The sequence below is a fragment of the Leptolyngbya sp. BC1307 genome, assembly GCF_002286735.1.
Classification (GTDB): domain Bacteria; phylum Cyanobacteriota; class Cyanobacteriia; order Phormidesmidales; family Phormidesmidaceae; genus Phormidesmis.
The window spans coordinates 42,822-69,689 of sequence record NZ_NRTA01000014.1 but is presented as its reverse complement, the minus strand read 5'-3'; the positions used below and the strand labels follow the sequence as shown (position 1 = coordinate 69,689).

Below are 26,868 nucleotides of genomic sequence, written 5' to 3'. Positions count from 1 at the left end.
CTATTTTCCTAAAACTGCTATTTTCCTAAAACTGCTATTTTCCTAAAACTATAGAGCTCAGGCATCGCGTCTGAGCTTTTTTATATGGCAAAATTATAGACGCTGCCAAAAGGCTATTCCTGAACGTAGATATGTACGTAGCCATTGACATTGCGTTCGACTGTGCCAGAAAAGCCGCTGTTTTTGAAGGTGAAGCGATCGCGATCTCCTTTTCTCACTGCCTCCAGGCCGTCTTCAATCTTCTTAGTCGAGCGACCGTCCAGCATCCCTAAAAAAGCAGCAAGCATCACCAGTCGGTCTGTCGCCGGAGAAAACGCCGCTTCTGACTGACGTACGCGGGTTGAGTCTTCGTTATAGACGTAGGCCAGCGTCACCCGGTTCGGCACAACGGTATAGACGCTGGTGTAAAAGCCATCTTGAGATGATTCTCTCGTCGGTGAACCCAGCCGGGCACGAATGTCATCTTCGGAAGCACCTGGCGGAAATCCAGGAATCGCGACTATTCCGCTGCCCGTATTGCCAGGCTGGGCATTCGCCGGATTGCCGCTGTTGGTCAGCAGCAGCGGTGGCTCAGAACTGTTTGATTTTGGCGGTTTTTCTGGCTTAGCACCCTCATCACTGTCAGCCTCTCCATCGGACGCGGCATTGCCTTCGTCATCAGCTGAGTCGGCGCTGTCGGGTTCTTCTGGTTCGGGCTCTTCTACGGCGACTGGCTCATTTTGCTCGCCTTCAGCATCATTGGGGGCAGGTAGTTCTACTTCTGGCAAGGAGACTTGAGGAAGATTGCCCGCCCCGTCGCTGAGCTGTTGATATAGCCAAAACCCGGCTCCGGCTACGATACCGGCGATCGCCATCAACCCAATGCCCAAAGTCGCCGCGCAGCCGCCCCCCTTGTTCTTAGTTCGCATCGGAGTTCGCACCGAAGGCTGATGCACAGTATCAGCGCCATAGCCCGTCGGCACAGGCAGCGCCACCGTGCCGTTTTCTGTTGCTGCTGGCGCTGACTGATAGGCCGGAGAAACGACATGTGTTGGAAATTCTGAAGGGCTAGGCGGCGGCATTTTGCTAGCTGGCGGCTGCGTGCGGCTAAAGAAACCGGTTCGCTGACGGCTCTCTAGTAGGGTCAGCCAGCGGCCCACGGACTGAGGGCGATCTTTTAGCTCTACTGCCATGCCTTGAGCGATCGCCTGCGCCACCCCTTCGCGCACATCTGGCCGGAGTTGCTGCACGGGTGTCAGCAGCTCCCGATTGCGCAGCACTGCCGCCACCGGAATCTGAGCCGTCAGCAGACTGTACAGCGTCGCCGCTAAGCCATATACATCCGTCGCAGCCGAACGATGGGCCTTGGGCAAGTACTGCTCTATCGGCGCGTAGCCCTCAGAGACAATGCTGGTGTGCGTTTGAGTGGGGTTCTGGCTCAGCTCTCGGGCAATGCCAAAGTCGATCAGCACGGCTTCACCCGTGAGCTGATGGAGCATAATGTTTTGCGGCTTCACATCGCGATGCAACAATCCTTTGCTGTGTACCGCCTGTAGCGCCCGGCCAATCTGCTGCACGTAGCTGACTGCGGTCGCCTGAGGCAGCGGATTTTCGGGGAAGACGATATCGGCCAGCGATCGCCCCGGAATGTAGTCCATCACCATGTAGGGCAGTCCATCTTCGACGAAAAAGTCACTCACCCTTACCACGTTAGGATGGCTGCACAGCGCCAGCCTGCGAGCCTCGTCTTGAAACTGCTGCTGCAAGTCGCTCAGGTTGGGCGATCGCCAAAACGACTCATTCAGCGTTTTAATCACCACCACCTGATCGAGGTAAGTCTGATGCGCCCGAAACGTCAGCCCAAATCCGCCCCGGCCTAGGACTGCCTCTAGCCTGTACTTTCCCCCTTGCAGGGTCTTACCGATTAAACTACTCATAGTCTGCCTTGTGCGAGCCGGGTGATGAGCCGATACCATTGTGTATGCTTCCCTCACCGCCGACAAGCCGCCCTGTTCCGGTTAATACGATGGTTCAAACTGCTCAAGCCAAAGACATCAATTTAGAAACGCTGAAAGAGAAGTTTAGTCTGCAAAGATCATCCGACAAGGATTTCTTTAACGAGTGGCAGGAAGAAGTACCCGCTTTGTCAGAATTTGAGCAGCAGCAGTTAGCGCGAGTTCAGCAGAACTATATGAACTTAGCTGAGGATAAGCCATTTTCGGAAGAGTCCGTCAAGATGGTGGTGCTTTCCCCGCTGCTAGACTTGGCCGAATTCTATCGGGCTCCTTTCAATCTCTTAACGGAAGAGTCAGTCGAAATCGCCGCAGAGGATGAAGGTACTATCTTCAGAGGCAAAATTGACGTTTTGGTAACGCTAGAGCAGTTTTGGGTATTGGCGATTGAGGCTAAAAGCACGCGGTTTGATGTGCTGTTAGCGCTACCCCAAGCGCTCAGCTATATGCTCGGTGCGCCGAACCAGGAAAAGCCAGCTTACGGTCTTTTAGTCAACGGACGTGAGTTCGTTTTCGTTAAACTTGTTCACCTTCCTACGCCCCATTACGCCCGCTCCTTTGCGCTATCGATTGAGCAAGATGATGAATTCACCCGAGTACTCGGTATTCTCAAACGCATTCGTCGCGAAATTTTAGAGTCTAACTAACACCTGACAAACCGACAAACCATGCAAACTACCGTTCGCCCGCCTGCTTCAGCTTCTTTTCCCCAAACTTGGAATAATAGTCAGTTCTTTAGCGGTACTGACGATCCGGCGATCGCCACCACTATAGAAACCCTCAAATCCGACATCACCAGCATCGGCACCGCCTGCATGCCTTTCATGGCCGTAATCGAAACTGCCGACGCCCTCGATTCGAGCGAATTTACTGCTCTGATTGACCAAGCCAACACCGTTTACCAGCAGCGCAAAGATATCCAAAAGCGCCTCGGCAACGTCAGCACCTACATCTACACTGCCCTCAGCACCGACACCCAAGACGCCAGCGCTAATGCCTGGATGCCCATCCTCCAAAAGCTCAGCGCCGATCTCTCAGAAGCCCTGACGCCCTACAATGTCTTTTTGCTCCGCGCCAGCGAAGACTTCATCACAGCATTGCTCTCTAACCCTGATCTCTCCGAAACCGCTTTTTCTATCCACCACAGCCGCAAGCTTAAAGACCAGCTACTGAGCGTCGCCGAAGAACAGCTAATCACGGGTCTCGCTACGAACGGACTGCACGCCTGGGGCAACCTCTACAGCGAATTGGCCGGCACATTAAAGTGCGATATTCAGGGCGAATCTACGGGGCTAGCACAGGCCGCTAATTTGCTGAGCCATTCGCGCTCAGAAACTCGCCGCGCTGCCTGGGAAGGGATTCGCAGCGCCTGGAGCGGTCACCAGCCTGCCGTCGCCGCTGGGCTCAATGCCATTAATGGCTGGCGGTTAGAAGAAACTCAAAAACGTTCTCATCATCGCAAACTTCACTACCTCGACAAAAGCTGTCATCAGAGCCGCATCGAGAGGGAAACGCTCGACGCGCTGATGGAAACCACCTACCAAAATCGTGACATTGGGCACCGGGCACTGGCGGCGATGGCAAAAGCCTTAGGGCAGGAGAAAATAAACCCCTGGGATACGATGGCCCCTGCGCCTGCGGCTGGGAAAGAGGCAGTGATTGAGTTTGAAGAAGCGATCGCTCTCATCTCAGACGCCTTCACTCAGCTCACCCCAGCAATGGGCGAATTCGCCACGATGATGGCCCAGAAAGGCTGGATCGACGGGCAACCGACCCCCAACCGAGCGACGGGCGCTTACTGCACCAAATTTTCTGACCCTCGCGAGCCGCGCATCTTCCTCACCTACGAAGGCACCATGGACAACGTGATCATCCTGGCTCACGAGCTGGGCCACGCCTGGCACAACTGGGTGATGCGCGATCTCTCCGCCATCGAAAGCCGCTACCCGATGACCCTGGCCGAAACCGCCAGCATCTTTGCCGAAACCCTGGTCCGCGACGCGCTGATGAACCGTGCCACGACGCCCGCTCAGCAGCTAGAAATCGCCTGGCAAGATGCCCAAAGCGCAGCGGTCTTTTTGCTGAATATTCCGGCTCGCTTTGAGTTTGAGAAACGCTTGGTGGAGGCGCGTAAAGTGGGCACTGTTCGTCCGGCGCAGCTCTGTAAAATGATGGATGCTAGCTGGCAACTGTGGTTTGAAGAGAGCCTGAGCGAATACGACGATCTCTTTTGGGCCAGCAAGCTACACTTTTCTATCTCTGGCCTGGGCTTTTACAACTATCCCTATCTATTTGGCTATCTCTTTAGTCTGGGCATCTACGCCCAGCAAGCCGCCTATGGAGACCAGTTCAATCAGCGCTATACAAATCTCCTGCGTGACACTGGCACCCTGACCGCCGAAGAGTTGGTACAGCAGCATCTACAGAAAGATCTCCGACAGCCTCAGTTTTGGCAAGACAGCCTAACCATTGTCGAAAAATCGGTTGCTCACTTCGAGCAGCTAGTCGCGCAGGTCGAGGCTGGTTAAGCAGCCAAGTGAAATCACCCGCGCAGCGTTTGGTCTAGAAAGCGTTCGATGAAGTGTAAGGCAAGCTGGTTGCTCACCCCATTAAATACTTGGTCAAATGCGTGCTCGGCCCAGGGAATCTTCACCCAAACCGCTGTGTTGCCGCTGCCAATGATTTCCTCATATAGCCGCCTGCCAAACCGGGCCTCAACGACGTGATCGCGCCCGCCATACAGTAGCAACATGGGCGGCAGCGTATTGGCCTCAGCCGACTCTACGTAGGTGATGGGTGAGGCTCGGGCATAGGCTTCAGGTAGTTCGGTCGGTGTTCCCCCGATAAAGGCGGCTAGTGCCTGCTTAACATCAATCGGATCAGGGATGGGCGGATCGGTATAGCCTGCGGCTAGGTCGATGGGGCCATAGTAATCGACGATGCTCTGCACCGCTGGGCTTGCCTGAAAACCGGTTAGCATGGCTAAATGTGCGCCCGCTGACCAGCCGAGTAGACCAATGCGATCGCTATCTATCTCATATTCATCAGCGCGATCGCGCACAAAAGCCAGCGCCGTCTGCACATCTTCTAACTGAGCAGGGAAGCGATAGGCCGGAGCATGGCGATAGTCAATTGCCGCCACCACATAGCCCCGCGCCGCCAAAAAACGACTGAGATCGGCACTCTCCGCCGGGTTACCCCGCGCCCAGCTACCGCCATAGATGGTCACCACAGCCGGATATTTACCCGGTGTGGCTGGCTGATACAGGTCTAAACTTAGCGATACCCCATCTGGCGATGCAAAGGGAATATTCGCTTGATAGCGCACCTCCCCTGATGGGATGCCTCGGAAAAAATTGCGCCAGCTAAACGGCGGATAACTAGCGGCTTGACTAGGAGAGGCAAACGCCGCTGACATAGAGGCATCAGCTCGGGCGACGGTATTGGGCAAGCCGAGCAGCGGCCAGCTACTTAGCAGCAAGGCAGCCAGCAGCATCGCCGTGAGTAAGCGTGGCGGTTTATATCGCCACAGTTTCAGTCCCAGCGTTATGCCCAACGTCGCTAAACCGATTAATCCTAGTAGCGGGCTAATTTCGGGCGCACCCACCGCCAGCCTCAGAAAAAATAAATTGGGCGCAGGCAGCACGATCCACAGACTCAAGAAAAAAGTCATGCCCCCTACCAACCAGACGATGATTCGCCCGATTAATGCCGCTCGCTTTCGTGTTGTCCGCTGGGTCAAACCCCTCACCCCATGCTATCGGGTCATCGGCAAACTATAGCAAGATATAGCGTTACTCGGATGCATTCGGGTAACGCGAGTCACTTGGCCTGTTGTTATGCAAAGGTTTTACCTGCATTGCTGTATTCAAGCCAAGTGACCAACGCTATATGCGGTAGTCTGTTCGCTGCTATGATTCGTAACCGTTGTGTATTACGTCGCTCAACAGGTGGCTAGCTAAAAAAATTTGCTAAAGCGACTGACCCGCACTCGTTACTACCACTTAGGGCTAATTGCTGTCGTTGGCCTGAGCTTCGGCCTGCGCTTTTGGCAGCTCTCCCGGTTTGATGCGCTGGTATTTGATGAGATTTACTTTGTTAAATTTGCTCATGCCTATCTGACGGGCGTGCCACAATTTGACGCTCATCCGCCGCTTGGTAAATATCTGATTGCCGCTGGCATTTGGCTGAGTGCGCACTGGCCCTTCTCAAACTGGCCTTTTACAGCAGCGCCTGAGGGGTTAGCGCCTTTTAGCTATCGCTGGATGAATGCGCTAGTTGGCAGTTTTGTTCCTCTGGTTGTGATGGGAATTGCATATACGCTGGGGCGCAGGCAGCGGGAGGCTAAGCGATGGACTTTTACGCTTTTGGCGGGTGGTTTTGTTGCAATAGATGGCCTGTTTGTCACCGAGTCTCGCTACGCGCTGATCAACATTTACATGGTGTTTTTTGGGCTGTTGGGTCATTGGCTGTGGCTGCAAGCAAGCATCGGTTCAGGTAAAGGGAGAGTTTTTAAAGGTATTTTACGAACGTTGGCGGCTGTGGCTTTGGGGGCGGCTGTGGCGGTCAAATGGAACGGGTTGGGCTATTGGCTCAGTTTGTTGATTTGGGAAGCTTGGCGGGGGAAATGGTTTAAGCGATCGCAACCCCTAAAAGCACTATCGAAGAAAGCACTATCGCAGGCACTACTCTACGGCGGCTTCATCCCGGCGCTGACCTATAGCCTGATCTGGTGGCCCCATCTCTATCTAAGTGGAGAACGCCTGCTCTCTCTCCACGCTGCGCTGTTTACCTTTCACCAACGGCTAGCGGCTAGCGGGCACCCCGACTGTTCTCAGTGGTATACCTGGCCGCTGCTGATTAAACCGATTGCCTACTGGTATGAAACAGTGGGTTTACAAGCGTATACCGTGAACAATCTGGGCAACCCGGCGCTGTGGTGGCTATCTAGTAGCGCGGTGATTCTCCTATTTATCGTGCGAATGCGGCAGGTAAAAAACCTGCTTATGCGAGCAAAAGCAACGCCTGCCAATCCTACGGTTCAAAATCTTAGCGCCTATTTGCTGATCGGCTATGCCGCTAACTGGCTCCCCTGGATGGTGATCAGCCGCTGCACGTTTATCTATCTCTATATGCCTGCTGCTGCGTTTAGCTTCATCATGCTGGCCTGGCTGTTGAGTGAATGGCTGCATTCACCGCAGAAGTGGGTGCGGGTGATGGCGCTGGTGATGTTGGGTGCGATCGCTCTATCCTTTTTCTTTTGGCTGCCGCTCAGCCTGGGCTCACCGCTCACCCCAGCAGACTTAAAGCTGCGCTGGTGGCTAAAAACCTGGATCTGACTGGGCGATCGCAGCTTCAAGCTGGAGGGCATCGATCATGACATCAGTATCAATGAGACACATTTGCTACCTAAGCACGCTCACAGGTTTCAGGTTTCTGCTGATTTTCAGCGCTCTCCTCTATATGTGGTTGATGACATGTGGTTGATGACAGACGGCTCAAATCAGCGGCACTCGTAATTTTTGCTATCTCACCAAGAGGTCTCAATTGTCCGCTGCATTTGAATTGTCAGCCTGTACTGCTGGTACAAGCGCCTGGTTATCTCGCATAATTCTAATCAAGAATCGAAGCGCCTCATTAACCGCATCAGCATCAGGAAACATATCTGCAACATCAGGTTCTAGCCGTATGGTTGCTCCGTCAAAACTTTTTCTTCCAGAGCCTAACTTCCTGACTCGCAGACTCTTCAAATCATACTCTGTTCGTAGATCATCTTCCATTTCTAACTCATCCATCTTCATAGGTTTCTCGCTCAGTAAGTTAAAGGTAGTGAATTTCATACCGCTATGCAAGTCTCTGACCATCGGCCCCAATTGAGGGCTGAACAGCAGACCTTTCTGACAAACAATTCTGTACTGAGTTTTCAGTTTACTTAGTCAGTGATGCTTATCCACCTAACGCCGCGCTCACCGGCAATTTTGAAGCGTAGCGGAAAAATTGTCCGAGTGCAGCGCTTTGTCAGAACACTCCTGCACGGACTCTCTGATAAATTTTTCAGCGTCAACTTTATCCATTCTGAGAGTAGATGCTACCGACAACGCTTGAGAACAGATTATGACAAACTTGTCTCCTGAACTGAGCGTACGTCCAATTGCCTCAAAACGCTTAACGTAGTTACTAACTCTTTTTTTGACTTCAATATTCCCGTTTTTAATAACTGGTGGTTTATTTTCCTTTTTACATACCAATATTGCATCCAGATTTATGGGTTCTTTTGCAGCGCTTTTTGGACTTGCCACAGACATTTCTGCCTTGACCGGGTGCGAAGCCACAATATCAAACCCCGCTTCAGTGACAGAATTATAAATAGCCATCCAGCCATCGATAGTAGAATGATGATAACTGAAACATAAAAGACCATCTTGCTTGAGTACTCGATTGCATTCTCGGAAAATACTGCAAATTTTCTTTGTAAAACTTTCATTGTCGCGATCCTGAACTTCGTTCTTGTGGGAAGAATCCTGTCTGTTTAAATATTTATACTCCCCCCCAAGTGCATTGGTTAGCCAAGCATAGAAGAAGTCGCTTAATTCGCTGTAATGAACAAAATCAAAATATGGAGGGTCAGTTACAACTGCATCAACAGTGGAGTCAGGAATAGGAAGTGACGAACTGTCGCCATTAAGTATAAGCGCGCCTTGTTGCGACTTGGCAAATTCCTCCCAAGATTGAGAAACATTTAGCCTAATTGGGTCGCTGCAAATAACTTTCTTTGAAGACTGTTTAGTGCCACTGTAATCAATCAAAATTTCAAATGGCTCATCAAGATATATTTTTGCTTTAATCAAGCGACTTTTAAAGAGTGTTGAAAATGATCCACTGCTTTTTCCGGTAGCTCCCCATACAGTATTTTCAAGCGGTGTCCTTTCTGGCTTCAATATGTGATTAGAAAACATATGCCTTACAGCACCAGTTCCCTCACCTTTAAAGCTGCAAAAAAGGTTATTGAATTCGAGGGTGCCACTAAACAAACAAATGAAATGATCACGAATTACTTTGTTTTCGATTTTAAGTATTCGCTGTAAAAGTAAACCCAGGCAAAGAAGCTGTCTGTCATTGAAAAAGTCACGCCATAATTTATAATTGTAACCTCGTGCTTGGTTTGTATTATAACCAGGTCGAACTTCCATTGTCGGCAAAGGAAGGACGCCATCAAGGTCTTTCAAGTGGTTACGGGCTTCTTTCAAAATATCAAAATCAAACTTTGATGGTTTAATGTAGACCTTCTCACCAGATTCATCCAAAGCCATAATGGCATAAAGTTTATGGCTGGGAGCACCCTTTGAATTAGTAATTAATTCCTTAATCTTGTATGAGTTGCCTTCGCTGTCAGTGACCTTTGTTCCTTTCGCTGATCCATTCTGGGGGTTAAACATATGTGAGCAATATGGGCATTCAACATTGGTACTGTTATATTTTTCAACAAATATAGATTCACAGGAAGGGCACCAAATTTGTGAATCCGGCTTTTTGCTGGGATATGCGTTTTTGCTGAAAACGTAGCTTGAAAACAACGGTACTAATTCACCGGCTGGGGTAGTGACAGTTTTTACCCAAAAATAATATAAGGCTTGAGTGGGTTTAGTAGCATTAGGAACTTTCGTTGTGTAGTAAGAAACTATTTCTTCTTTTACATCCTTTTCGATTAGCTTGAATTCAGATTCAAGCTCGTTCACCCCAGCTTTTGTAATCGCTTGAGTGACAAGAAAGGTACTAACGGGATTGACATCGCAGCCGATTATACTTGCACCAAGTTTTGCGGCTTCACCGAGTGTCGTTCCTGATCCCATAAACGGATCAAGTACAATCTTTCCCGCATTGTTTTGGTTTTCATAAAAATCTTTCCACTGCCCTTCAGCTAATGCCCCTGAAACAATTGACCGAAAAACACTACCAAGGCGCTTAGCCCACCATTTGTGGATATGATAGATCGGTCTGTTTATTTCTTTCCTATAGCTTTCTATTTCAGCAATGGGATCGATTTCTTCGAAGGGAAAATCACGCTCAATAGCCTTCATTATTCGTTTTCACTCTTGAGTGACACTCTTGGCCCTTTGTCAGACGACACACGGTAAGCTACGAACCTATGCTCTAGACCTGAGTTTGGATTATCTATTTTCTTGGCCTTTATTTCGTTTGCGATAAGATCAAACTCATAACCTACTATCAATTTTCCTGTTTCAACTCGCACCAATTCACCAATAGCCCTAAAACCCGCTGGAGCAACTAGGCCAACAGGTACAACTAGTGTGATTTGATTCTCAGTACCTTCAGTCAATGCATATGGTGTTGGTGCAACATACATTTTTCTGTCACGAATCATTATATCTCCATAACTACCAAACCCTTTCACGCTTTTGTTTTTGTGGATATATTCGTGATCAGAGTTAATAAAATTACCGTGACATATAATGAGATCGTGAACAGGGTATTTCTTCGGGTTTAATGGCTCTTTCGGATACCTACCAAACACATAAAATACCGTTCTACCATTATGCAATCCTGTTGGAACCTGACTGTTCGAATCGTAATTAGTGATTCTTCCAGGATATTGTAACCCCTTCAGCTCGAAGCCTAATGCATCACCGACCATACGAAAGTCAGGGTAGCTGTTTCTTGATGGTTCATCAAAGTTGCTTTTTAATTCTTCTAATCGAGACTTGAACCAGTCCTGGAAATGGTATTCCTTATCTCTAGAGTTCTCTTTTTCAATAAGCTTTCCTTCTCTAATCGAATTGTAGCAATGTTCAAATATCTTAAATACAAAACTCATTTATTACTCTAATTCTGTGTTTAGTGTTCTAACGTTCCTGGTCAGCGATTGCCAGAGACTTTGCAACATCACAGGTGGTTTCGGTCAATCCGCTACACCAGGGTTGTTATGCCGCACCTCTACAACGACTTAACTATTGCTAGCTCAACCTGCAAACATAAGGCATTAGATTACATACAGCTTAATAAAAATCAATGCAATAGCTACAGTATAGCCAACACCAAAATAAGCTAATAATGTTGTCGGATGTGATCGTCCTAATCCCTTCCTTCGTTCAGCAAAAAATCTGTTAGCTTCTGTCCTTACATCATATTTGACCAAACCTTCTTTTTCCATTTTTAATAGATATTCTCTGTAATATTCTGTCAAGTTATATAGGACAAGATGAGTTTAAAACGCAAACCAGTAAATAACACAACCAACTAATTGAGGAGTGATTATAGGCAACTTGGGATTGCTTATGTTGAAGGAAAATCCAAGGATTGCAAAGCTAATGCTAATAAAGAATGTTACTACTGTCCATCTAATCTGAATATAACTTTGCTCCTTCTCCCAGACTTTGAGATATAAGTCTTTTGCTTCTTCTTGCGATAATTTATTGCTTTTCTCCGACATATTTTTCTGGTTTTAGCTGTGGTTCTTGGTAGCTTAGAAAACTCAGACGAGCTTTTAAGTCTTTAATTTTAAGTCTTTAAGCTGATTGACTGACAAAACATGCACTAGAAATCCTGAATTCCTTTTACATCAATGCTTTCAGCTTAATTGCAGGAGTAGTCGCCTATTTGGGCTGAAATCTTTGTAGAAAGCGGCTTTCAGAAGTTCCCATCAAACTTTTGTTAGTCAATCGGGTCTTTAAGACTACAGATAACTTTTCAGTTGCTCCCTCACTAACCGCCCGGCGGCATAACTATGTATTCAACGTCAGATCTGCTGCATAACAACCTATTTTTCAACTTGCTTGACATTTTTGCGGGATAAAGCCCCCTTTACAGAAGTTATCTGATGTTTCTGTGGTATGAGTCCTTAGAAACGGGCGTTATCTACCATTTTCGCGATGTTGAGTAGGGGCATGAGGTGCTTATTAGGTGTAACTGCTGCATAAGTACCTATATTTCAGACTTACTACATGCATTAAGTATGCCGCCATCTAAATCACCTCGTCTGCTAGGTCGGGGTCGAGAAGCAATCAGGCTCAAATACTTTATCCTGTCGGCTGAGAAGGCATACGTCTATTACATTCGCGATTTTGTCTTTCACAACTGAAAAATAATTCGCTTTTCTACCGCTTGACGAAAGCTGGAAATCGGCTTATGCTCTGTAGCTATTGGTTGTGATGCCTATCACAGTCTCTCTCTGTCAGAACTCAATCGACTTAGCGCCATCGACGGGTGTTACAAGCACCACGCCGACGGCTAACTCCCAAACTGATTCGCGCAGCCTGGAAGCTGAGGTCACTTTACCTTAGCCACCCTGATTTGCACTAGCTTTTGTGGGGTGGCTAAGCTTTTGAGTTCTGGTTTTCTCGCTAATCCTATTCGCGGAGACCAGATCTCATGTTTATCCCTTCTACTGCGGGCGCTTTTGCGTCCACTGCTTCTGCTGATGGCAGCTCACCGACTGAACCTGTGCGCCATATGCTGTTTGGTAGCCCTAGCGCGGTGCAGGTAACCATTCAGCAATTGCATCATCTGAACTATGCTGAGCCAAATGACTGGAGCCAATTGCTGCCGACGGGCAGGCCCAATGAGGTAATGGCGATATTGACTAAGCGAGTGAGGGCGGCTTAGGGAGGCTCGTGTTCAGTGAACTTTAGTTTGCGAGGGTGTTAGCTGCGATCGCCCGCCCAACTCTTCCATTCAGCGGCGCGATCGCTCCTTTCACCCTCTGCTTTCTTCCATCACTCAATACAAAACTCAATTTGCATAAATGCAATGTTTGGCTTCATCGTGCAGAACTTCAGTTTGAAGGGGCGATCGCTGTTTAGAGCGAGAAGAAACTCAACTAGCGAATAATAAGAGCTAAGGGATTGTTGCATCTAAAGGAAAGTCAATAGCGATCGCCTCAACTTGCGCTGAAGACGGTGCTGAGGGAGACCAGCTTTTTCGCAAATGCCATAGCGTGTCGTATAGCGCCACCGTATGCGGCCAGCCGACAAAGCCCGCAAAGAGACAGTCACCACTAGGGCTCGACAAATAGACATGATGAACATTCAACCGACTGCACCAGGTTTGTAGCATCAGTCCGTCGGGCAAATGCGCCCACAGCTCAGACTTATCAAAGCCCTGATAGTGAGCATCTGTCATGCCGGGCACCGCCTGTAGCTGACGAATCAGGCGATCGCAATAGCTCCCAATCGGACTGGGCACACACAGATGAGCCGAGCTTTGCCAAAACTGCTGAATCACGTTAGCTACTGCCGAATGCTGTTTGAGCCGGTGATGGCTGATGCCGCTGATCGCCACATAGCTAGCCCGGTGAAACTTAGTACATTCCAACGGCACAATGCCATCGCCGCCCCGGTAGAAATCTCCGGCAATCACCAGGGTTGGCACTTCAGCCGCAATCCGCTCAGCGAGCGATCGCCGATTTTGCCCCAGGTCTTTGGCGATGCCTACTCCCCAAGCAAACGGATCGACCATTCGGCTCAAGTCCGCTCCACCGACCGGCGAACCCACCAACACCAGAGACTCCACCAGCGGCCACCACTCCGGATGCCGGGCCAGCACTTCTAGCCAGATCAGCCCGCCCATCGAGTGACCAATCACGCGGATCGGCGTCTCAGGATGGTCAGCTTGGGTTTGCAGGGCGATCGCCTCTACCTGATCAATCAGTGGCGCAATCCGAATCCAGGTATTGACAAACCCTAAATTAGGCACGACTACCCGCGCATTAGGGCTAGCAATTTGCCGTGCCAGAGTGCCAATCCCCCGGTCGATATCAGCCCAACCGTGCTGAGCGTAGAGAATGTAGTCAGGCTGAGCCATAGGAAAAGCAATAAAAAGCCGTCAAAAAGCACCGAAAGCGGAAATGAACCAGTCTGTGCCACTCTACGCCAACAAAGCAGCCGATGAAAAGTGAGGATAGCCATTCCTTACAGCTGTCCATCTCAAGCCGTCCGGCAGCTCGGCGACAACGCACAGAGTTTTCCCCAGGCGAGGATGGGTAAATCGCACCCGATGGGCGTGCAGGCAATAGCCGCAGTCGCCCGGCATCACCGAGCCATTCAGATCAGGCACACCGCCCACCGGATAAAGCGGATCGCCCAACAGCGGATAGCCTGCCGCTGCCAGATGAATCCGAATCTGGTGAGGTCTGCCCGTCAAAATAGAGACTTCGACCAGCGTTGACTGCGGACCGCGCTGCAGTATCTGGCATTCACTGTGAGAGGCCAGCCCGGTAGGTGAGTGACCATAGATATAGCCAATTTGCGAATGGGGCAGTTTGCCAATTGGCGTGGTGCAGGTAAAGCGATCGCTCCTTTCAGCCAATTCTGCCGGGTCAGTCGGGCCAATCAGCGCCCGATAGATTTTACTGATCGTCCGTTCTCTAAACTGTCGCGATAGCCTTTCTCTCGCCAGCTCAGACCGGGCAAATAGCATCACTCCCGAGGTTCCTCGCCCTAACCGATGCACAGGAACGGGGGTATCGTCCGGGTAGTGCCGCCGCATTTGGTGGAGCAACGTATGCTCTAAATAGCCGCCGCCAGGGAGAACGGGCAAGCCAGAGGGTTTGGCGATCGCCCACAAATCTTCATCCTCATACAGCACCTCAAAATCTAGCGGCGCGTCTGGCTCTTGCCAGGGCAGACGATAGTAGGTGAGCGTTTGTCCGCGCCCTAACACTGCCTGAGCGGTTACTGGCAAGCCATCTCGTAAAATTTGCCCCTGCTCAATTCGCGCCTGCCATTGCTCGCGGGTAGAGTGCTGGTAGCGCTGAGTGTAATAGTCCAGCACAGTTTGTCCGCCGGTCCGCACTCGGTCGGCATACGTCCAGCCCTGATTCATCGCGGGTCTATCTGGCAAATTGGCGAGGCTGCTCCTCTTCACTTCAAATAACCTATCGTTAATCATATAGATATCTATAACTGTGACGGCTTCATGTCTTGCGATCGATTCCCCTGGCTCCGTAGGGCTAGCCAATGCCTTAAAACGCTAAGCCTCAAAACGCTAAGCCTCAAAACGCTGAGCCTCAAAACACTGGTAAGTAGCCTGCTGGCGATCGCCCTCCTCGGCGGCTGCGCACTACCGCAGGTAAGCGCCCAAGAACGTCTATTTCTCGATGTTTCTGTAGACCTAGTCGGCAGCACAATACTCCCTAAGCAAAGCTTTGAAGGTGAGCCAGTAGGCGGCATTTCGGCGATCGCCTACGACATACCGCGTGATCGCCTTTATGCCCTTTCAGATAGCCGCGATCGCCCCCGCTTTTACACCCTCACCCTAAAGAATCTGACCGATCCTAGACTCACAGTCGAATCGGTCACCTACCTCAAAGACGCTCAGGGCAACCCTTACGCCCCCGGTAGCCTCGATCCCGAAGGCATGGCCCTCACCCCCAGCAACACGCTCCTGATCGCCAGCGAAGGCTCTCCCAAACGGCAAATCGCCGCCGCCGTAGGCGAATACGACCTGGCTACTGGCCAGTTAAAAACAGCAATACCCATACCCGAGCGCTATCTCTCAGACAATCTGCTCAATCAGACCACCGCCACAGCCGGCTCAGAGAACGCCGCAGAAGAGGCGGTAGAAGACATGCTAGAGCAGACTCAGGGCGTTCAAGAAAACCTCAGCTTTGAAGCGCTGGCGATCAACGTTTCCTCTGGGACAGGTGGCATTTACGAACCCTACCGGCTGTTTGTCGCGACTGAAGGCCCGCTGCTGCAAGACCTGGACTTTGCCCCCGAAATCCCCTACAAAAATCGCCTGCTGCACTACACCCTTGACCAGTATCAGACGACGTTTATTTCTGAGCACCTTTACGAAATGGATCTGGCACCTTCGGGCGCTGTCCTACACGGCCTGTCTGAAATTGCCGTGCTCGACCAGGGCGGTCACTTCTTAGGACTGGAGCGCTCCTATGGCTTTCAAGGGTTTGCGCTAAAGCTCTATCAGCTGGCCTCTGGTGGCGCGACCGATATTAGTGCGATCGCCTCCCTCCGTAACGATAGCGGCATTGACCCCAGTGGCATTCAGCCCATCCGCAAACAGCTCGTGCTCGACTTTACCAGCCTGCCTACCCCCCTACAAAACTACGAAGCGATGACCTTTGGCCCCACTCTCCCAGGTGGCCACGAAAGTTTGCTTGTCATGAGTGACGATAATTTTATCGACGAGCAAGAGACCAGCCTGCTCGTCTTTCAGCTCAACCGCCCCTAGTGCCCTTCCACAGATCTTGCTAGCGACAGAGGCATTGGTTATAGATACGCGATCACTTTTTACCAGCCTTAAACGAGTCTTAAGCTGCTCTTATTCTGTCAGCAAGTTTTCGCCTGATTAAAGAATATTGTTTGCGACCCTGCCGCTCAACTGACTCTAATATCTCAGAAGCCTTTCAGGAAAACTCTTTGAGAGCATCGGCCCGAGCTGAGCTTTGGCTATTTTTCGCAGCATTGGGTTCCAGGCGACGCGCCCTTTGGCAAGAAACTGCGCACCCATGCCCCCAAACCTGATAAATTGGGCATCAGCAAAGGTCATTATTGAAGGTTTCATAAAGAAGCAGCATGCGAGTCTTAGTAATCGGTGGTGATGGATACTGTGGCTGGGCAACAGCCCTTTATCTCTCCAGCAAAGGTCATGATGTCGCGATCCTAGACAGCCTTGTTAGGCGGCTCTGGGACATGGAACTCCAGTCCGAAACGCTTACCCCCATTGCCCCTATTCAGTCCCGGCTACAGCGGTGGAAAGATCTGACCGGTAAAGACATCGAGCTCTTTATTGGCGATGTCAATAACTATCCGTTCCTAGAGAAGTCGATGCTCCAGTTTCGGCCAGACGCGGTCGTTCACTTCGGCGAACAGCGCTCTGCCCCCTTCTCCATGATTGACCGTGAACATGCGGTCATGACCCAGGCCAATAACGTACTGGGCAACCTCAACTTGCTCTACGTGCTGCGCGACCACTTCCCCGAGTGTCATCTGATCAAGCTCGGCACCATGGGCGAATACGGCACGCCCAATATCGACATCGAAGAAGGCTACATCACCATTGAGCACAACGGTCGCAAAGACACCCTGCCCTACCCCAAGAGCCCAGGGTCTTTCTACCATCTCAGTAAAGTCCACGACACGCACAATATTCACTTTGCCTGCAAAATCTGGGGATTGCGCGCCACCGATCTCAACCAGGGCATTGTCTACGGTGTGCTCACTGAAGAAACCGGTATGGATGAGCTGCTCATCAACCGGCTCGACTACGATGGCGTCTTTGGTACAGCGCTAAACCGGTTTTGCATTCAGGCCGCTGTCGGTCACCCGCTGACGGTTTACGGCACAGGTAGCCAGACCCGCGCCCTGCTAGATATTCGCGATACCGTGCGCTGCGTTGAGATTGCCTGCGAAAACCCAGCCGACGCCGGTCAGTTCCGCGTCTTTAACCAGTTTACTGAGATGTTTAGCATCAACGACCTGGCCCTGATGGTGAAGAAAGCCGGAACAACGCTGGGGCTAGATGTCGAAGTGAAAAATCTAGAAAATCCTCGGGTAGAGGCAGAAGAACACTACTTCAATGCCAAAAACACCAAGCTGATTGACCTCGGTCTAGATCCGCATTTTCTCTCAGATTCGCTGTTAGATTCGCTGCTGAATATGGCAATCAAGTACAAGCACCGCGTTGACCACAAGCAGATTTTGCCTACGGTTAGCTGGCGACGCTAGCCTGCTTGCAAGATAAGCGGCCTATCCGCCGATTGACGAAGGTCAGTTTGTTACTAAGAACCAAATGTTCTGGGTGCGACCTGGCCTTTTTGCCGAGCTAAGTTTTTGGGCAGGTCTCCATCTATAGTCTGATTTGAATAGGTGCTAGGTGCCCCTGTATCAAGTGTCCTAAGAGGGTTGCAAACGGCTGTTCTCTCAGGGTAAAAACCTGATATCCCCTGCTTATTTACAGCAGAGTGATCGGCCTACTGATTTCTTTCACTTCACTCCTGACCTTGCTGTACCTATGCGAATTGCCATTTTTACAGAGACCTTTCTCCCTAAAGTTGACGGCATTGTCACCCGTTTGAAGCACACCGTCGAACATTTGCAAAACTTCGGCAACGAGGTCTGCGTGTTTTGCCCCGAAGGTGGTCTGACCGAGTATAAAGGAGCCAGAGTGGAAGGGGTCTCAGGGTTTCCGCTGCCGCTTTATCCGGAGCTAAAACTGGCCTTCCCGCGCCCGTCTATCCGAGAGGCGATAGAGGCGTTCAAGCCTGAGCTAATTCATGTGGTCAACCCGGCTGTGCTGGGGCTAGCGGGCATTTACTACAGCAAGTCTCTAAATGTGCCGCTGGTGGCCTCTTATCACACGCATTTGCCTAAGTATCTGGAGCACTACAACCTTGGCATGTTAGAAGGGGTGCTGTGGGAGTTGCTGAAAGCCATGCACAACAAAGCGGCGATCAATCTGTGTACCTCAACGGCGATGCAGCAGGAACTCACTGAGCATGATATTGAGCGGGTAGAAGTATGGCAGCGCGGGGTAGATACCGATCTGTTTCGGCCTGATTTGCGCAGTGAAAAGATGCGATCGCACCTCACGCAAGGCCACCCTGACGCCCCTATTCTGATCTATATTGGTCGCCTCTCTGCCGAAAAAGAAATCGACCGGATCAAACCTGTTCTAGACTCTATTCCCGGCGCTCGTTTAGCGCTGGTGGGCGATGGCCCTAACCGCGAAGAGCTAGAGAGACACTTTGCCGGGACGCCCACCCATTTTGTGGGTTATCTGGGCGGCGAAGAACTGGGCGCAGCCTACGCCTCTGCCGATGCCTTTATCTTCCCGTCTCGCACCGAAACCTTAGGTCTGGTGTTGCTAGAGGCCATGGCTGCTGGTTGCCCGGTCATTGCCGCCAACGCCGGGGGCATTCCCGATATTGTCACCGATGGCATTAATGGCTTTATGTTTGACCCGGCAGATGAGCAAGGGGCCATTGCCGCCACTCAAAAGCTGTTGGGCATGAAAGCTGAGCGCGAACTGCTCAGGCAAAACGCCCGCGTCGAGGCTGAGCGCTGGGGCTGGGAGGCATCTACCCGGCAGCTAGAGCGGTTTTATATAGATGTGGTGAATGCAGGGGCAATGGCGATCGCCGCTTAGCCATACCCATTTGAGCAAAAACCTTGAGGGGTTGCTGCCAAAAATGATCTTTCCAGATGTAGGCGAGGGGACAAGAAAAGCTATTTTGTCTCATCTGAAGTCAGTGGCAACAGAATTTCGAATTCGGTACCGGTTGGCGTGCGATCGCCGGGTGGCAAGGTCTCTTCAGAAGCGTGAAAAGAGCGCATCCAAAATCTGCCGCCGTGTTTGGCCGTGATGATTTGGTAGCTCAGCGCCAGGCCAGTTTCTTTGCGAGAGCGGCTCTGCGTAGAGAAAGAGTCAGTCACTTGCGCTTTGGTCTCTGGTAGCAGGCCGGGGCCATTGTCAGTGATGATAATTGAAACCCAGCGGGCGTCGTCAGGGTTAGCCGTCGGTGTCTCCTGATCTGAAAGAACGCAGGTTGTGACCGTGATCTGGGGCGCTTCGGCGACAAGCTCAGAGGCAGTCGCGCCTTGAAGGGTTCGAAGATGGGTCTGAGAGAGCAGGGAATCGACAGCGTTGACCAGTAGGTTCATAAAGACCTGACTGAGCTGACCTGGAAAGCAGGATACTGGCGGCAGTTTGCCATAGCAGCACTCCAGTGTAATCGAGGTGATCAGGCGGCTTTTCAGCAGGCGTAAAGTGCTGTCTAGCAGCGTATTGAGGTCAGTCGGACGAGGGTGAACTTCATCAATATGGCAGAAGTTTTGCAGGCTGGTAGCGAGCTGTCGCAGTCTGGAGGCACCGCTGCGGGCACTGGCGATCGCCGCTGGCAGATCCTCGCGCAAATACTCAATTTCAACCTCATCTCGGAGCTGCGCGACTTCAGGCGGCGGATCGGGTAGAGCGGCTTCGTAAGCCATCAGCAGTTCGCGCTGCTGTTGAGCGTAGCCCGCAATGTAGCTCAAATTGCCCCAGATAAAGCTCACCGGGTCTAAGATTTCGTGAGCAACGCCATCGACCAGACGCCCCAGCGCCGCCATCTTCTCGCTCTGCAAAAGCTGCATCTGTAGCCGCTCGTAGCGAATCTGAGTTTCGATGCCGCGAATTTGCCAATGGGCTACGTTGAGAACGCGGGCATCCAGCAGGTGCGGGCCGTCAGCGTGTTGCACCAAAATAGGTGCGCTCTGCTGTTCTAACGGGCGTCTGAGAGCATGCCGTGCGCCTGTCAAGATGGCAGTATGGCCAGCGAGCGTCAGGGCTCTGCGGTCGGCCTGATTGAGCACCAGACGCAGCGAGCCCGATTGAAAACAAGCGGTATGTCCCATATACAGCAAGCATTCTGAAAACTGCTGTCGCGACATGACGCTGAGATGACCGACATCAGTGATGATGACCCCAGGCAGATCGGGAAATTGAGTGAAATGCTCTACAAGCGACTGAATGGCGCAGTCGGCAGTGACCGAGAAGGCATGTAGCGGCAGGTCACTGAGCGTAGAGTGGATGCTGAGTGATTGCTGAGTGCCCGCAACTAAGGCAGGCGTAGGCGAAGGGAGTTGGCGGGCGGTGGAGTGCATAGAGTAGCTGGCTACGATTCACTAGGGCTTGGGGGAGAGAAGGGAAAAGGGGAATTGGAAAAAGGGGAATTGGGGTTAGTGTGCCCCAGTCGGTTAGAGAGTCCGTATGAGGCGTTAGTTTTTATGAAGGTATCGCTATGAGTTCGAGTGATTTACGGATTGTGTCTTTGATTCCGAGTGCGACTGAGATAGTCGCGGCGCTGGGCTATGGCGAGTATTTGGTGGGGCGATCGCACGAATGTGATTTTCCTGAATCCGTTCGCGATCTGCCTATTTGCACTGAGCCCAAGTTTGACCCGGTAGGTACCAGTTCGGAAATTCACGAGCGGGTAAGTAACCTGTTGAGAGAGGCGCTGAGCGTGTATCGGGTAAAGACAGCAGTACTGGCCGATCTGAAGCCGACTCATATCATCACCCAGGCGCAGTGCGAAGTGTGCGCCGTCAGCCTGAGTGACGTTGAGCAGGCGGTGAAGCAGCTAGTTTCCTCAGCAGACTCGGCGGCTGATATACAGGTAATCTCTTTGCAGCCTGAGCGCCTAGCCGATGTATGGACTGATATGGAGAGAGTCGCAGCGGCTTTAGACGCTTCAGCGGTAGGGCAGTCTACTGCAAAGTCTGTGATTGAACGGCTGCAAGCACGATTGCAAACAGTAGAAACTAAATCGCACCCTACGATTGCCTGTATAGAGTGGACCGAACCGCTGATGGCGGCGGGTAACTGGGTACCAGAGTTGGTGACGCTGGCTGGCGGTAAGAGCTGTTTTGGCAAAGCGGGAGCGCACTCTGACTGGATGAGCTGGGCAGAGCTGACAGCGGCTGACCCAGATATCATCATTGTGATGCCCTGTGGCTATGACCTGGAGCAAACCCGACAGGCAACTGCGGAGATGGCGGCGCACGCAGAATGGCCGCAGCTCAAAGCCGCGCAAACCAGTCGCGTATATGTCACAGATGGCAATCAATACTTCAATCGACCGGGGCCTAGACTGGTGGAATCTGGCGAGATCTTAGCTGAAATTATTCAGGGGAAACCGGTTGCGAAAGACCGTCAGCCCGCAGGCTGGGAGCTTTTTAAGCAGCGCTAATTAGACAGCGCTAAATAGATTTGAGCAAAGTGAGGACAGCGCTTTCACGGGTGTCCAGCCAGTCGGCATGGACAGGGTCAGCCCGAGCCTGCTTCTGAGCTTCGATCAGCTGCTCAAGCAGGAGTCCTGCCAGGTAGTTTTCTGGAACGGTAGGGTGTACGTAGTATTTGCGGCAGGTGGCCGGTCGGTTGCCGAGCTGAGCGGGGCGGCTTTAATAGCGGCGACGACGTTGCGTTTGGCTTCGGTCTCTTGCGTCCATTCACCGAGCTGCTGAAGGGTATCGGTAGCAACGGTTGTTCCGGCCCAGGTGCGAAAATCTTTAGCGGTAAAATCTTCGCCAGTGACGCTTTTGAGATAGCTGTTGACATCGCCAGAATCGACCGTTTGGCGATCGCCTTCGTCATCATAATACTGAAACAGCTCATAGCCAGGAATATCGCGGCAGCGACGCACTACCTTAGCTAGCGTTGGGTCTTCAACTTTCACCTCATGCTCAACACCGCTTTTGCCCTTAAAGTGAAAGCTGACCTCTCCCTTGCCAAAATCGACGTGGCGATCGCGCAGCGTCGTCAGGCCATAAGACTTGTTTTGCTTGGCATATTCCACATTACCCACCCGGATTAGCGTGCGATCTAACAGCTGCACAATCGCGGCTGTCACCTTTTGGCGAGAGAGCTTCGGCAGCGCCAGATCAGCCTGAGTTTGCTCCCGCAGAGCGGGCAAGGCTAAGCCAAAGGGCACCATGCGATCAAACTTTTGCAGATTGCGAAACTTATTCCAATCAGGGTGATAGCGATACTGCTTGCGGACTTTGGCGTCGCGTCCGGTTGCCTGCAGGTGACCGTTCGGATCCTGGCAAATCCACACCTCTTCCCAGTTAGGCGGAATTGCTAGGGATTCAATTCGGTCGCGCTCTGAGGAGGGTGGGAGGCGATCGCCGCTTGGCAAAATGTAGCTAAAGCCCCTACCCCAGCGCTGACGGCGGATACCCGGCAGCCCGTCGTGAACGTACCGCAAACCAGCGGCAACAGCGGCTTTTTCCGGATTAACTGGCATACTTTACTGTTTGCTTTTGACGACACCGGGGGAAACTCACCTGGTATGGTAGAAGTTATTGTTTCTTCGCTCTGAGGAGTTGGAACCATGGTATTTATGCAGGCAGCCGGTGCAGACACACTCCCCTACTCTCTGGTTTTGACAGTTGTCGGCTTAGTGGGTTTTGCCGCTGCGGTAGGTATCGGTTCTGTGGCCTGGTACAACTCTAAGCGTCCGGTCGGCTGGGAAGACAAAGCTCGCCCCGATGTCGTGCCTGAAATTGATAAGGACAGTTAGCTAGAGAGCTGACCACCGGTCACATCAACGAGCGCGCCAGTCATAAAGCTGCTGTCTTCAGCCGCTAAGAAAACGTAGGCCGGGGCCAGCTCTTCAGGCTGTCCGGCACGGCCCATAGCGTTGTCCGTATCGTACTGATCGACCTTTTCAATCGGCATGGTAGCCGGAATATTAGGCGTCCAGACTGGCCCTGGAACGACGGCGTTAACCCGGATTTTCTGGTCAGCCAGGTTTTGCGCTAGAGATTTGGTCAGCGCGTGAATTGCGCCTTTGCTGGTGGCGTAGTCTACCAGCATGCCTTTGCCCATCTTGCCGACAATAGATCCGGTGTTGATAATGACATCGCCTTCCTTCAGGTGAGGCAGCGCTGCCTTGAACATATGAAAGTAGCCGAATACGTTGGTTTCGATGGTCTCGCGAAACTGCTTAATCGTCAGGTCGGCTAGATCCTTTTGCACCATTTGAAAGGCGGCGTTGTTCACCAAAATATTAAGCTGGCCAAATTTATCGATGGTTTTTGTGACAGCGGCTTCACACTCTTCGGGCTTGCGCACGTCCATTTTGATCGGCAGACACTGACCGCCGCGCTCTTCTACCATTGACTTGGTTTTATCGGCGTCTTTGTCGTTGACGTTGTACAAGATGGCGACGTTGGCACCTTCCATAGCGTAGGCGATCGCCACCGCGCGGCCAATACCAGAGTCGCCCCCAGTGATAATGGCTACTTTACCGGTCAGCTTACCAGCGGCCTTGTAGTTAGAGAGATCGCTATCAGGAGCAGGCGTCATATCTTCCTGGCTAGCTGGGTAGGGCAGCTTCTGACCGGGAATTTCGTCGGGAGTGGGGTGTCTTTCCGATTGAGTACTTGTCATGGTGAAGTGCAGTAGAGTTTAGCAGCGTTTGCAGATTTTGAAGCGATATCAAAACAAACTTCGAGTTGCAGTTTGAGGCCAGATAACTCGCCTTGAGACTAGCTATCTGGCCTTTCTTAAATCAGCCTTGTGTGACTACTTGTGTGACTATCAGGGCTGATGCTCTATCGAGCTTCGGTGCCTTGGTTGGGCGCACCCGCAACACCAGTGTCGTTGCCGGGCGCTTCTGCCTCAGCGCCGGGGCGGGTATCTGTATTAGATCCTTGCCCCGTTTTTCGAGTTTTGCCCTCTACGGTTGACTGCTTACCACTGGTCTCAAGCTCGACATCTTTGTTCTTTTTGTCTTCGGTTGCCATTGCTGGGCTCCTTTTACTTTAATTAAGCTATTAAGCGTGATCTGCATTCCGAAGCTAATAACAGCTTTGCTGGTACAGCCTAGCCTTGAGCACTCCTAAGTATATAGACGTCAAGAGAGTCAGTTAGCTTTAATGAAATGACTACCTCTTAGAGTAGTAAAGGTAGATGAATGAGAGACTCTACCAAGGGATACAAACTGCCTCACCGCTGAGCATGACGAAAGACTGATCATCGCCTGCACTATCTGACTAGAAAATTTGCTGACCTGAACTGAGCGCTGACGCGATCGCCCATTAAGATAGTGGAGAGATAACGTTTACTGTTAGGTGTGCGATCGCGCACTGCTGTATTGATAGCAAGGTATCTATGAGGTTTGTATCCGACTCGACCATCGCCACCAAGATCGCTCAAATGAATCAGCGAGTACGCTGGCAGCATCCCCTCATAGCAGAGCACAACATTGACCAGACACGGCTAGAAATTGCTACCCGTGATGAGGCCCATAGTGATGAAGCCCTTGAGCGCGATGGATTCTCTTTTTTAGTGATTGGCGACAGCGGCACCAGTCGGCATGTGCGCGATCAGCCCCAGCGCCGCATCACTGAGCGGTTGTTAAAGCACCTGCCAGCGTGCGAGTTTATCCTGCACACAGGCGATGTCGTGTATTTAGCCGGATCTAGCGAGCAGTACCCTGACAACTTCATCAAGCCCTACCGCGAATTTATCGTCGGCGGAGAAAAGCCCCACAAAGTCCGGTTTGATAAAATGACGTTTAAGCTGCCCTTTTTACCGACGCTGGGCAACCACGACTATTACGACCTGCCGCTGTTAACGGGGATACTGAGCCAAGTCTTTTCTCCTGTTCGGCGACTGTTGCGCCGCCGAATCAATCTAGATGTGGGCTGGCACGGCTCTTTTCAAGGAGAGGGATTTGCTAAAGCTTTTCTAGACTGTTTGCAGCCGCTTAGCAAAGAGCACCTAGCAGATCATCTGCAGCAGCGCTATACCGCCAAAACCGAGACAGGTCGCTGCTTGCGCTATGTGCCCGGAGAGTTTACCCGGTTGCCCAATCGCTACTATACGTTTCGCCGGGGGGGAATCGATTTTTTTGCCCTCGATAGCAATACTTTTAATGCGCCTCAGCCGCTGCCTAAAACTAACGAAGGCCGAGAGCAAAGAGAAAAGATCGAGGCTTATCGTAGCCAGCTAGAAGAGCAAATGCAGTCACTGCTAGCAGAGTCTGACGATCTCAATGTAGACATTCCTGAGCAAGCTGAGCGCGCTACTCACATCTATGGCAAAGCTGAGCAGATTGAAGAGCAGCTGTGGGATATTGACAAGCAGCTCACTATTTCTCAGACAGAAGATACCCTCGACACCGAACAGCTAGACTGGCTGCGAGACCGGCTGATTGCCTCCTGGCAAGACAAAAGCGCTAAGGGCCGGGTGCTCTATTTTCACCATCCGCCCTATGTGACAGAGAGCACTAAATGGTTTCAGGGCCAGACGATCGCCGTGAGGACTCATCTGCGTCAGGTGCTCGACGATGTACAGGCGGCGATCGCGCCCCTACCCAAGCCATCTGACCGGCCCCTGGTAGACCTGGTGCTGAGCGGCCATGCGCACTGTTTTGAATATTTGCGAACTGAAGATACCGGGCACGGCGATCGCCTGATTCCCTGGGTAGTCTGCGGCGGCAGCGGCTTTAGCCTCAGGCGGCAGCGCAAAGAAGGCGCAGTCTTAGAAGAACATGGTAAGCCCGTGGCAAAGTGTCACCTCTTTATCGGTCGCGCCGGACACGGCAGCAAAACCCGCAGGCCCTACTCAGCCCTGCGGGTTAATATCAAAATGGAAGGAGAAACGCCTCAATTTGCTCTGGTTCCCCTCGTCGCCGAGCGCTATCAGGGCGAATGGAGCACCTATGACCTCGGCCCAATCGCGCTGAGTCCGGACGCCGCCCCAGACGCCACCCCAGACGCCGCCACCGATCTCTCCCCTCAGGTTTAACCTGGCAGCGCTATAGAAACGGAGACGCTACGATGGGTCGCCCCTTGGCTGGAGTACTCAGGGGTTCAGCTGATCCATCCGCCAGGTCGTATAGGTACCAATTGGGCTCCACAGCAGGTAGGGAATTAGCAGTATCCCCGCCCACACTGAAATCTGAAAAGTGCCCAGCGCCAGCAGCAAACCAATCACAAATCCGAGTCCGCCGATAAAGGTGGCGGCTTTCAGGCTATGAGACCATAGCAAAACGGGGGTAAAGCTAGCAGTGACCACCTCTAGCAGCAGGTAGGCGGCCATCCATGACCAAGACTGCGTCTGCTCCCAAACGATATAGGCAGACCAGGCACCGCAGATAAAAACGGTCGTCCAGATTACCGGAATCAGCTTTTCAAACGTCAGCCAGTCAGGACGCTGCAGCCGCCTGAACCATTTGATATCTTTCGGTCTGATGATATTTGACAGCAGGGCAACGGCTAGGGTTACCCCACCGATCACCATCCATGATTTCAGCATAGGTCTGCCGAGGTAGTGGAAACTCTTCCAGTGTGGAGAATCGCGTCTTTTTGTCTATCTTCCCTGGAGTGTATATATCAGCGATGACCCGACAATT

General features: G+C 51.6%; 23 protein-coding genes. 11 read left to right on the top strand and 12 right to left on the bottom strand.

What is annotated here, in order from left to right; translation table 11 throughout:
• Positions 1 to 113: 113 nt before the first annotated feature.
• Complete coding sequence (locus CKL79_RS10345; RefSeq protein WP_121969503.1) at positions 114 to 1,916, bottom strand: serine/threonine-protein kinase; 1,803 nt, start codon at positions 1,914 to 1,916, stop codon at positions 114 to 116.
• 89 nt (positions 1,917 to 2,005) lie between these two features.
• On the opposite strand from CKL79_RS10345, the gene CKL79_RS10340 reads away from it, so the two are divergent.
• On the top strand, positions 2,006 to 2,638 hold the full coding sequence (locus CKL79_RS10340; protein ID WP_121969502.1) for a type I restriction endonuclease subunit R: 633 nt from the start codon (positions 2,006 to 2,008) through the stop codon (positions 2,636 to 2,638).
• A 21-nt stretch (positions 2,639 to 2,659) separates the two neighbouring features.
• Positions 2,660 to 4,519 (top strand): M3 family oligoendopeptidase, encoded by a 1,860-nt coding sequence (locus CKL79_RS10335; protein WP_121969501.1) that lies wholly within the window; start codon positions 2,660 to 2,662, stop codon positions 4,517 to 4,519.
• 14 nt (positions 4,520 to 4,533) lie between these two features.
• On the opposite strand, the gene CKL79_RS10330 is transcribed toward CKL79_RS10335, so the two are convergent.
• Positions 4,534 to 5,664, bottom strand: coding sequence for an alpha/beta hydrolase (locus CKL79_RS10330; protein ID WP_121969500.1), 1,131 nt, complete (start codon positions 5,662 to 5,664; stop codon positions 4,534 to 4,536).
• A gap of 295 nt (positions 5,665 to 5,959) precedes the next feature.
• Between CKL79_RS10330 and CKL79_RS10325 the strand changes: the two genes are divergently transcribed.
• Entirely contained in the window at positions 5,960 to 7,330 is a 1,371-nt protein-coding gene (locus tag CKL79_RS10325) for a phospholipid carrier-dependent glycosyltransferase (RefSeq protein ID WP_121969499.1), read from the top strand.
• A gap of 204 nt (positions 7,331 to 7,534) precedes the next feature.
• On the opposite strand, the gene CKL79_RS10320 is transcribed toward CKL79_RS10325, so the two are convergent.
• The 3 genes from CKL79_RS10320 to CKL79_RS10305 all read right to left on the bottom strand — a co-directional run bounded on the left by CKL79_RS10320 (position 7,535) and on the right by CKL79_RS10305 (position 10,824).
• Positions 7,535 to 7,792, bottom strand: a complete 258-nt coding sequence (locus CKL79_RS10320) for a hypothetical protein (RefSeq protein WP_121969536.1) — start codon at positions 7,790 to 7,792, stop codon at positions 7,535 to 7,537.
• Between the two features lie 165 nt (positions 7,793 to 7,957).
• Positions 7,958 to 10,069 (bottom strand): DNA methyltransferase, encoded by a 2,112-nt coding sequence (locus tag CKL79_RS10315; RefSeq protein WP_121969498.1) that lies wholly within the window; start codon positions 10,067 to 10,069, stop codon positions 7,958 to 7,960.
• On the bottom strand, positions 10,069 to 10,824 hold the full coding sequence (locus CKL79_RS10305; protein ID WP_170944027.1) for a hypothetical protein: 756 nt from the start codon (positions 10,822 to 10,824) through the stop codon (positions 10,069 to 10,071). Before CKL79_RS10305 ends, CKL79_RS10315 begins: the two co-directional genes overlap by 1 nt.
• A 1,137-nt stretch (positions 10,825 to 11,961) precedes the next feature.
• Between CKL79_RS10305 and CKL79_RS24180 the strand changes: the two genes are divergently transcribed.
• Together CKL79_RS24180 and CKL79_RS10295 are read left to right on the top strand one after the other, a co-directional pair.
• Complete coding sequence (locus CKL79_RS24180; protein WP_276299819.1) at positions 11,962 to 12,087, top strand: hypothetical protein; 126 nt, start codon at positions 11,962 to 11,964, stop codon at positions 12,085 to 12,087.
• A 290-nt stretch (positions 12,088 to 12,377) separates the two neighbouring features.
• Positions 12,378 to 12,611 (top strand): hypothetical protein, encoded by a 234-nt coding sequence (locus CKL79_RS10295; RefSeq protein ID WP_121969495.1) that lies wholly within the window; start codon positions 12,378 to 12,380, stop codon positions 12,609 to 12,611.
• 231 nt (positions 12,612 to 12,842) lie between these two features.
• Here the strand turns inward: CKL79_RS10295 and CKL79_RS10290 are convergent, their stop codons facing one another.
• Both CKL79_RS10290 and CKL79_RS10285 read right to left on the bottom strand, forming a co-directional pair.
• A complete protein-coding gene (locus CKL79_RS10290; RefSeq protein WP_121969494.1) occupies positions 12,843 to 13,808 on the bottom strand; it encodes an alpha/beta hydrolase in 966 nt (321 codons plus the stop codon).
• Between the two features lie 63 nt (positions 13,809 to 13,871).
• Positions 13,872 to 14,828 (bottom strand): RluA family pseudouridine synthase, encoded by a 957-nt coding sequence (locus CKL79_RS10285; RefSeq protein WP_121969493.1) that lies wholly within the window; start codon positions 14,826 to 14,828, stop codon positions 13,872 to 13,874.
• A 93-nt stretch (positions 14,829 to 14,921) separates the two neighbouring features.
• Between CKL79_RS10285 and CKL79_RS10280 the strand changes: the two genes are divergently transcribed.
• The 3 genes from CKL79_RS10280 (at position 14,922) to CKL79_RS10270 (ending at position 19,112) form a co-directional block, all read left to right on the top strand.
• Complete coding sequence (locus CKL79_RS10280) at positions 14,922 to 16,196, top strand: esterase-like activity of phytase family protein (protein WP_121969492.1); 1,275 nt, start codon at positions 14,922 to 14,924, stop codon at positions 16,194 to 16,196.
• A gap of 344 nt (positions 16,197 to 16,540) precedes the next feature.
• Positions 16,541 to 17,692, top strand: coding sequence for an NAD-dependent epimerase/dehydratase family protein (locus tag CKL79_RS10275; protein WP_121969491.1), 1,152 nt, complete (start codon positions 16,541 to 16,543; stop codon positions 17,690 to 17,692).
• A 286-nt stretch (positions 17,693 to 17,978) separates the two neighbouring features.
• A complete protein-coding gene (locus CKL79_RS10270; protein ID WP_121969490.1) occupies positions 17,979 to 19,112 on the top strand; it encodes a glycosyltransferase family 1 protein in 1,134 nt (377 codons plus the stop codon).
• A gap of 80 nt (positions 19,113 to 19,192) precedes the next feature.
• Here CKL79_RS10270 and CKL79_RS10265 read toward each other — a convergent pair whose 3' ends face one another.
• Positions 19,193 to 20,608 carry an ATP-binding protein gene (locus CKL79_RS10265; RefSeq protein WP_121969489.1) on the bottom strand — a complete coding sequence of 472 codons (1,416 nt, stop codon included), beginning with the start codon at positions 20,606 to 20,608 and terminating at the stop codon, positions 19,193 to 19,195.
• A gap of 137 nt (positions 20,609 to 20,745) precedes the next feature.
• On the opposite strand from CKL79_RS10265, the gene CKL79_RS10260 reads away from it, so the two are divergent.
• Positions 20,746 to 21,693, top strand: coding sequence for a cobalamin-binding protein (locus tag CKL79_RS10260; protein WP_121969488.1), 948 nt, complete (start codon positions 20,746 to 20,748; stop codon positions 21,691 to 21,693).
• Positions 21,694 to 21,798: 105 nt separating this feature from the next.
• On the opposite strand, the gene CKL79_RS10255 is transcribed toward CKL79_RS10260, so the two are convergent.
• Entirely contained in the window at positions 21,799 to 22,749 is a 951-nt protein-coding gene (locus CKL79_RS10255) for a DNA topoisomerase IB (protein ID WP_240518786.1), read from the bottom strand.
• Between the two features lie 87 nt (positions 22,750 to 22,836).
• Here CKL79_RS10255 and CKL79_RS10250 point away from each other — a divergent pair, with 87 nt between their 5' ends.
• Positions 22,837 to 23,025 (top strand): hypothetical protein, encoded by a 189-nt coding sequence (locus CKL79_RS10250; RefSeq protein WP_121969487.1) that lies wholly within the window; start codon positions 22,837 to 22,839, stop codon positions 23,023 to 23,025.
• On the opposite strand, the gene CKL79_RS10245 is transcribed toward CKL79_RS10250, so the two are convergent.
• The gene (locus CKL79_RS10245) at positions 23,022 to 23,897 is read right to left on the bottom strand and encodes an SDR family oxidoreductase (protein WP_121969486.1); all 876 of its coding nucleotides are present in this window, start codon (positions 23,895 to 23,897) and stop codon (positions 23,022 to 23,024) included. The two genes, CKL79_RS10250 and CKL79_RS10245, sit on opposite strands and share 4 nt — an antisense overlap.
• Before the next feature lie 164 nt (positions 23,898 to 24,061).
• Complete coding sequence (locus tag CKL79_RS10240; RefSeq protein WP_121969485.1) at positions 24,062 to 24,253, bottom strand: hypothetical protein; 192 nt, start codon at positions 24,251 to 24,253, stop codon at positions 24,062 to 24,064.
• 367 nt (positions 24,254 to 24,620) lie between these two features.
• On the opposite strand from CKL79_RS10240, the gene CKL79_RS10235 reads away from it, so the two are divergent.
• Entirely contained in the window at positions 24,621 to 26,261 is a 1,641-nt protein-coding gene (locus CKL79_RS10235) for a metallophosphoesterase (RefSeq protein ID WP_121969484.1), read from the top strand.
• A 57-nt stretch (positions 26,262 to 26,318) separates the two neighbouring features.
• On the opposite strand, the gene CKL79_RS10230 is transcribed toward CKL79_RS10235, so the two are convergent.
• Entirely contained in the window at positions 26,319 to 26,771 is a 453-nt protein-coding gene (locus CKL79_RS10230; RefSeq protein ID WP_121969483.1) for a tryptophan-rich sensory protein, read from the bottom strand.
• Positions 26,772 to 26,868: the final 97 nt, after the last annotated feature.

What these genes read in the sequence shown, in the direction of transcription:
- CKL79_RS10345 (WP_121969503.1), bottom strand. Translation starts at nt 1,916, where the DNA reads ATGAGTAGTTTAATCGGTAAGACCCTGCAAGGGGGAAAGTACAGGCTA.
- CKL79_RS10340 (WP_121969502.1), top strand. Translation starts at nt 2,006, where the DNA reads ATGGTTCAAACTGCTCAAGCCAAAGACATCAATTTAGAAACGCTGAAA.
- CKL79_RS10335 (WP_121969501.1), top strand. Translation starts at nt 2,660, where the DNA reads ATGCAAACTACCGTTCGCCCGCCTGCTTCAGCTTCTTTTCCCCAAACT.
- CKL79_RS10330 (WP_121969500.1), bottom strand. Translation starts at nt 5,664, where the DNA reads ATGACTTTTTTCTTGAGTCTGTGGATCGTGCTGCCTGCGCCCAATTTA.
- CKL79_RS10320 (WP_121969536.1), bottom strand. Translation starts at nt 7,792, where the DNA reads ATGAAGATGGATGAGTTAGAAATGGAAGATGATCTACGAACAGAGTAT.
- CKL79_RS10315 (WP_121969498.1), bottom strand. Translation starts at nt 10,069, where the DNA reads ATGAAGGCTATTGAGCGTGATTTTCCCTTCGAAGAAATCGATCCCATT.
- CKL79_RS10305 (WP_170944027.1), bottom strand. Translation starts at nt 10,824, where the DNA reads ATGAGTTTTGTATTTAAGATATTTGAACATTGCTACAATTCGATTAGA.
- CKL79_RS24180 (WP_276299819.1), top strand. Translation starts at nt 11,962, where the DNA reads ATGCCGCCATCTAAATCACCTCGTCTGCTAGGTCGGGGTCGAGAAGCA.
- CKL79_RS10295 (WP_121969495.1), top strand. Translation starts at nt 12,378, where the DNA reads ATGTTTATCCCTTCTACTGCGGGCGCTTTTGCGTCCACTGCTTCTGCT.
- CKL79_RS10290 (WP_121969494.1), bottom strand. Translation starts at nt 13,808, where the DNA reads ATGGCTCAGCCTGACTACATTCTCTACGCTCAGCACGGTTGGGCTGAT.
- CKL79_RS10285 (WP_121969493.1), bottom strand. Translation starts at nt 14,828, where the DNA reads ATGAATCAGGGCTGGACGTATGCCGACCGAGTGCGGACCGGCGGACAA.
- CKL79_RS10280 (WP_121969492.1), top strand. Translation starts at nt 14,922, where the DNA reads ATGTCTTGCGATCGATTCCCCTGGCTCCGTAGGGCTAGCCAATGCCTT.
- CKL79_RS10275 (WP_121969491.1), top strand. Translation starts at nt 16,541, where the DNA reads ATGCGAGTCTTAGTAATCGGTGGTGATGGATACTGTGGCTGGGCAACA.
- CKL79_RS10270 (WP_121969490.1), top strand. Translation starts at nt 17,979, where the DNA reads ATGCGAATTGCCATTTTTACAGAGACCTTTCTCCCTAAAGTTGACGGC.
- CKL79_RS10265 (WP_121969489.1), bottom strand. Translation starts at nt 20,608, where the DNA reads ATGCACTCCACCGCCCGCCAACTCCCTTCGCCTACGCCTGCCTTAGTT.
- CKL79_RS10260 (WP_121969488.1), top strand. Translation starts at nt 20,746, where the DNA reads ATGAGTTCGAGTGATTTACGGATTGTGTCTTTGATTCCGAGTGCGACT.
- CKL79_RS10255 (WP_240518786.1), bottom strand. Translation starts at nt 22,749, where the DNA reads ATGCCAGTTAATCCGGAAAAAGCCGCTGTTGCCGCTGGTTTGCGGTAC.
- CKL79_RS10250 (WP_121969487.1), top strand. Translation starts at nt 22,837, where the DNA reads ATGGTATTTATGCAGGCAGCCGGTGCAGACACACTCCCCTACTCTCTG.
- CKL79_RS10245 (WP_121969486.1), bottom strand. Translation starts at nt 23,897, where the DNA reads ATGACAAGTACTCAATCGGAAAGACACCCCACTCCCGACGAAATTCCC.
- CKL79_RS10240 (WP_121969485.1), bottom strand. Translation starts at nt 24,253, where the DNA reads ATGGCAACCGAAGACAAAAAGAACAAAGATGTCGAGCTTGAGACCAGT.
- CKL79_RS10235 (WP_121969484.1), top strand. Translation starts at nt 24,621, where the DNA reads ATGAGGTTTGTATCCGACTCGACCATCGCCACCAAGATCGCTCAAATG.
- CKL79_RS10230 (WP_121969483.1), bottom strand. Translation starts at nt 26,771, where the DNA reads ATGCTGAAATCATGGATGGTGATCGGTGGGGTAACCCTAGCCGTTGCC.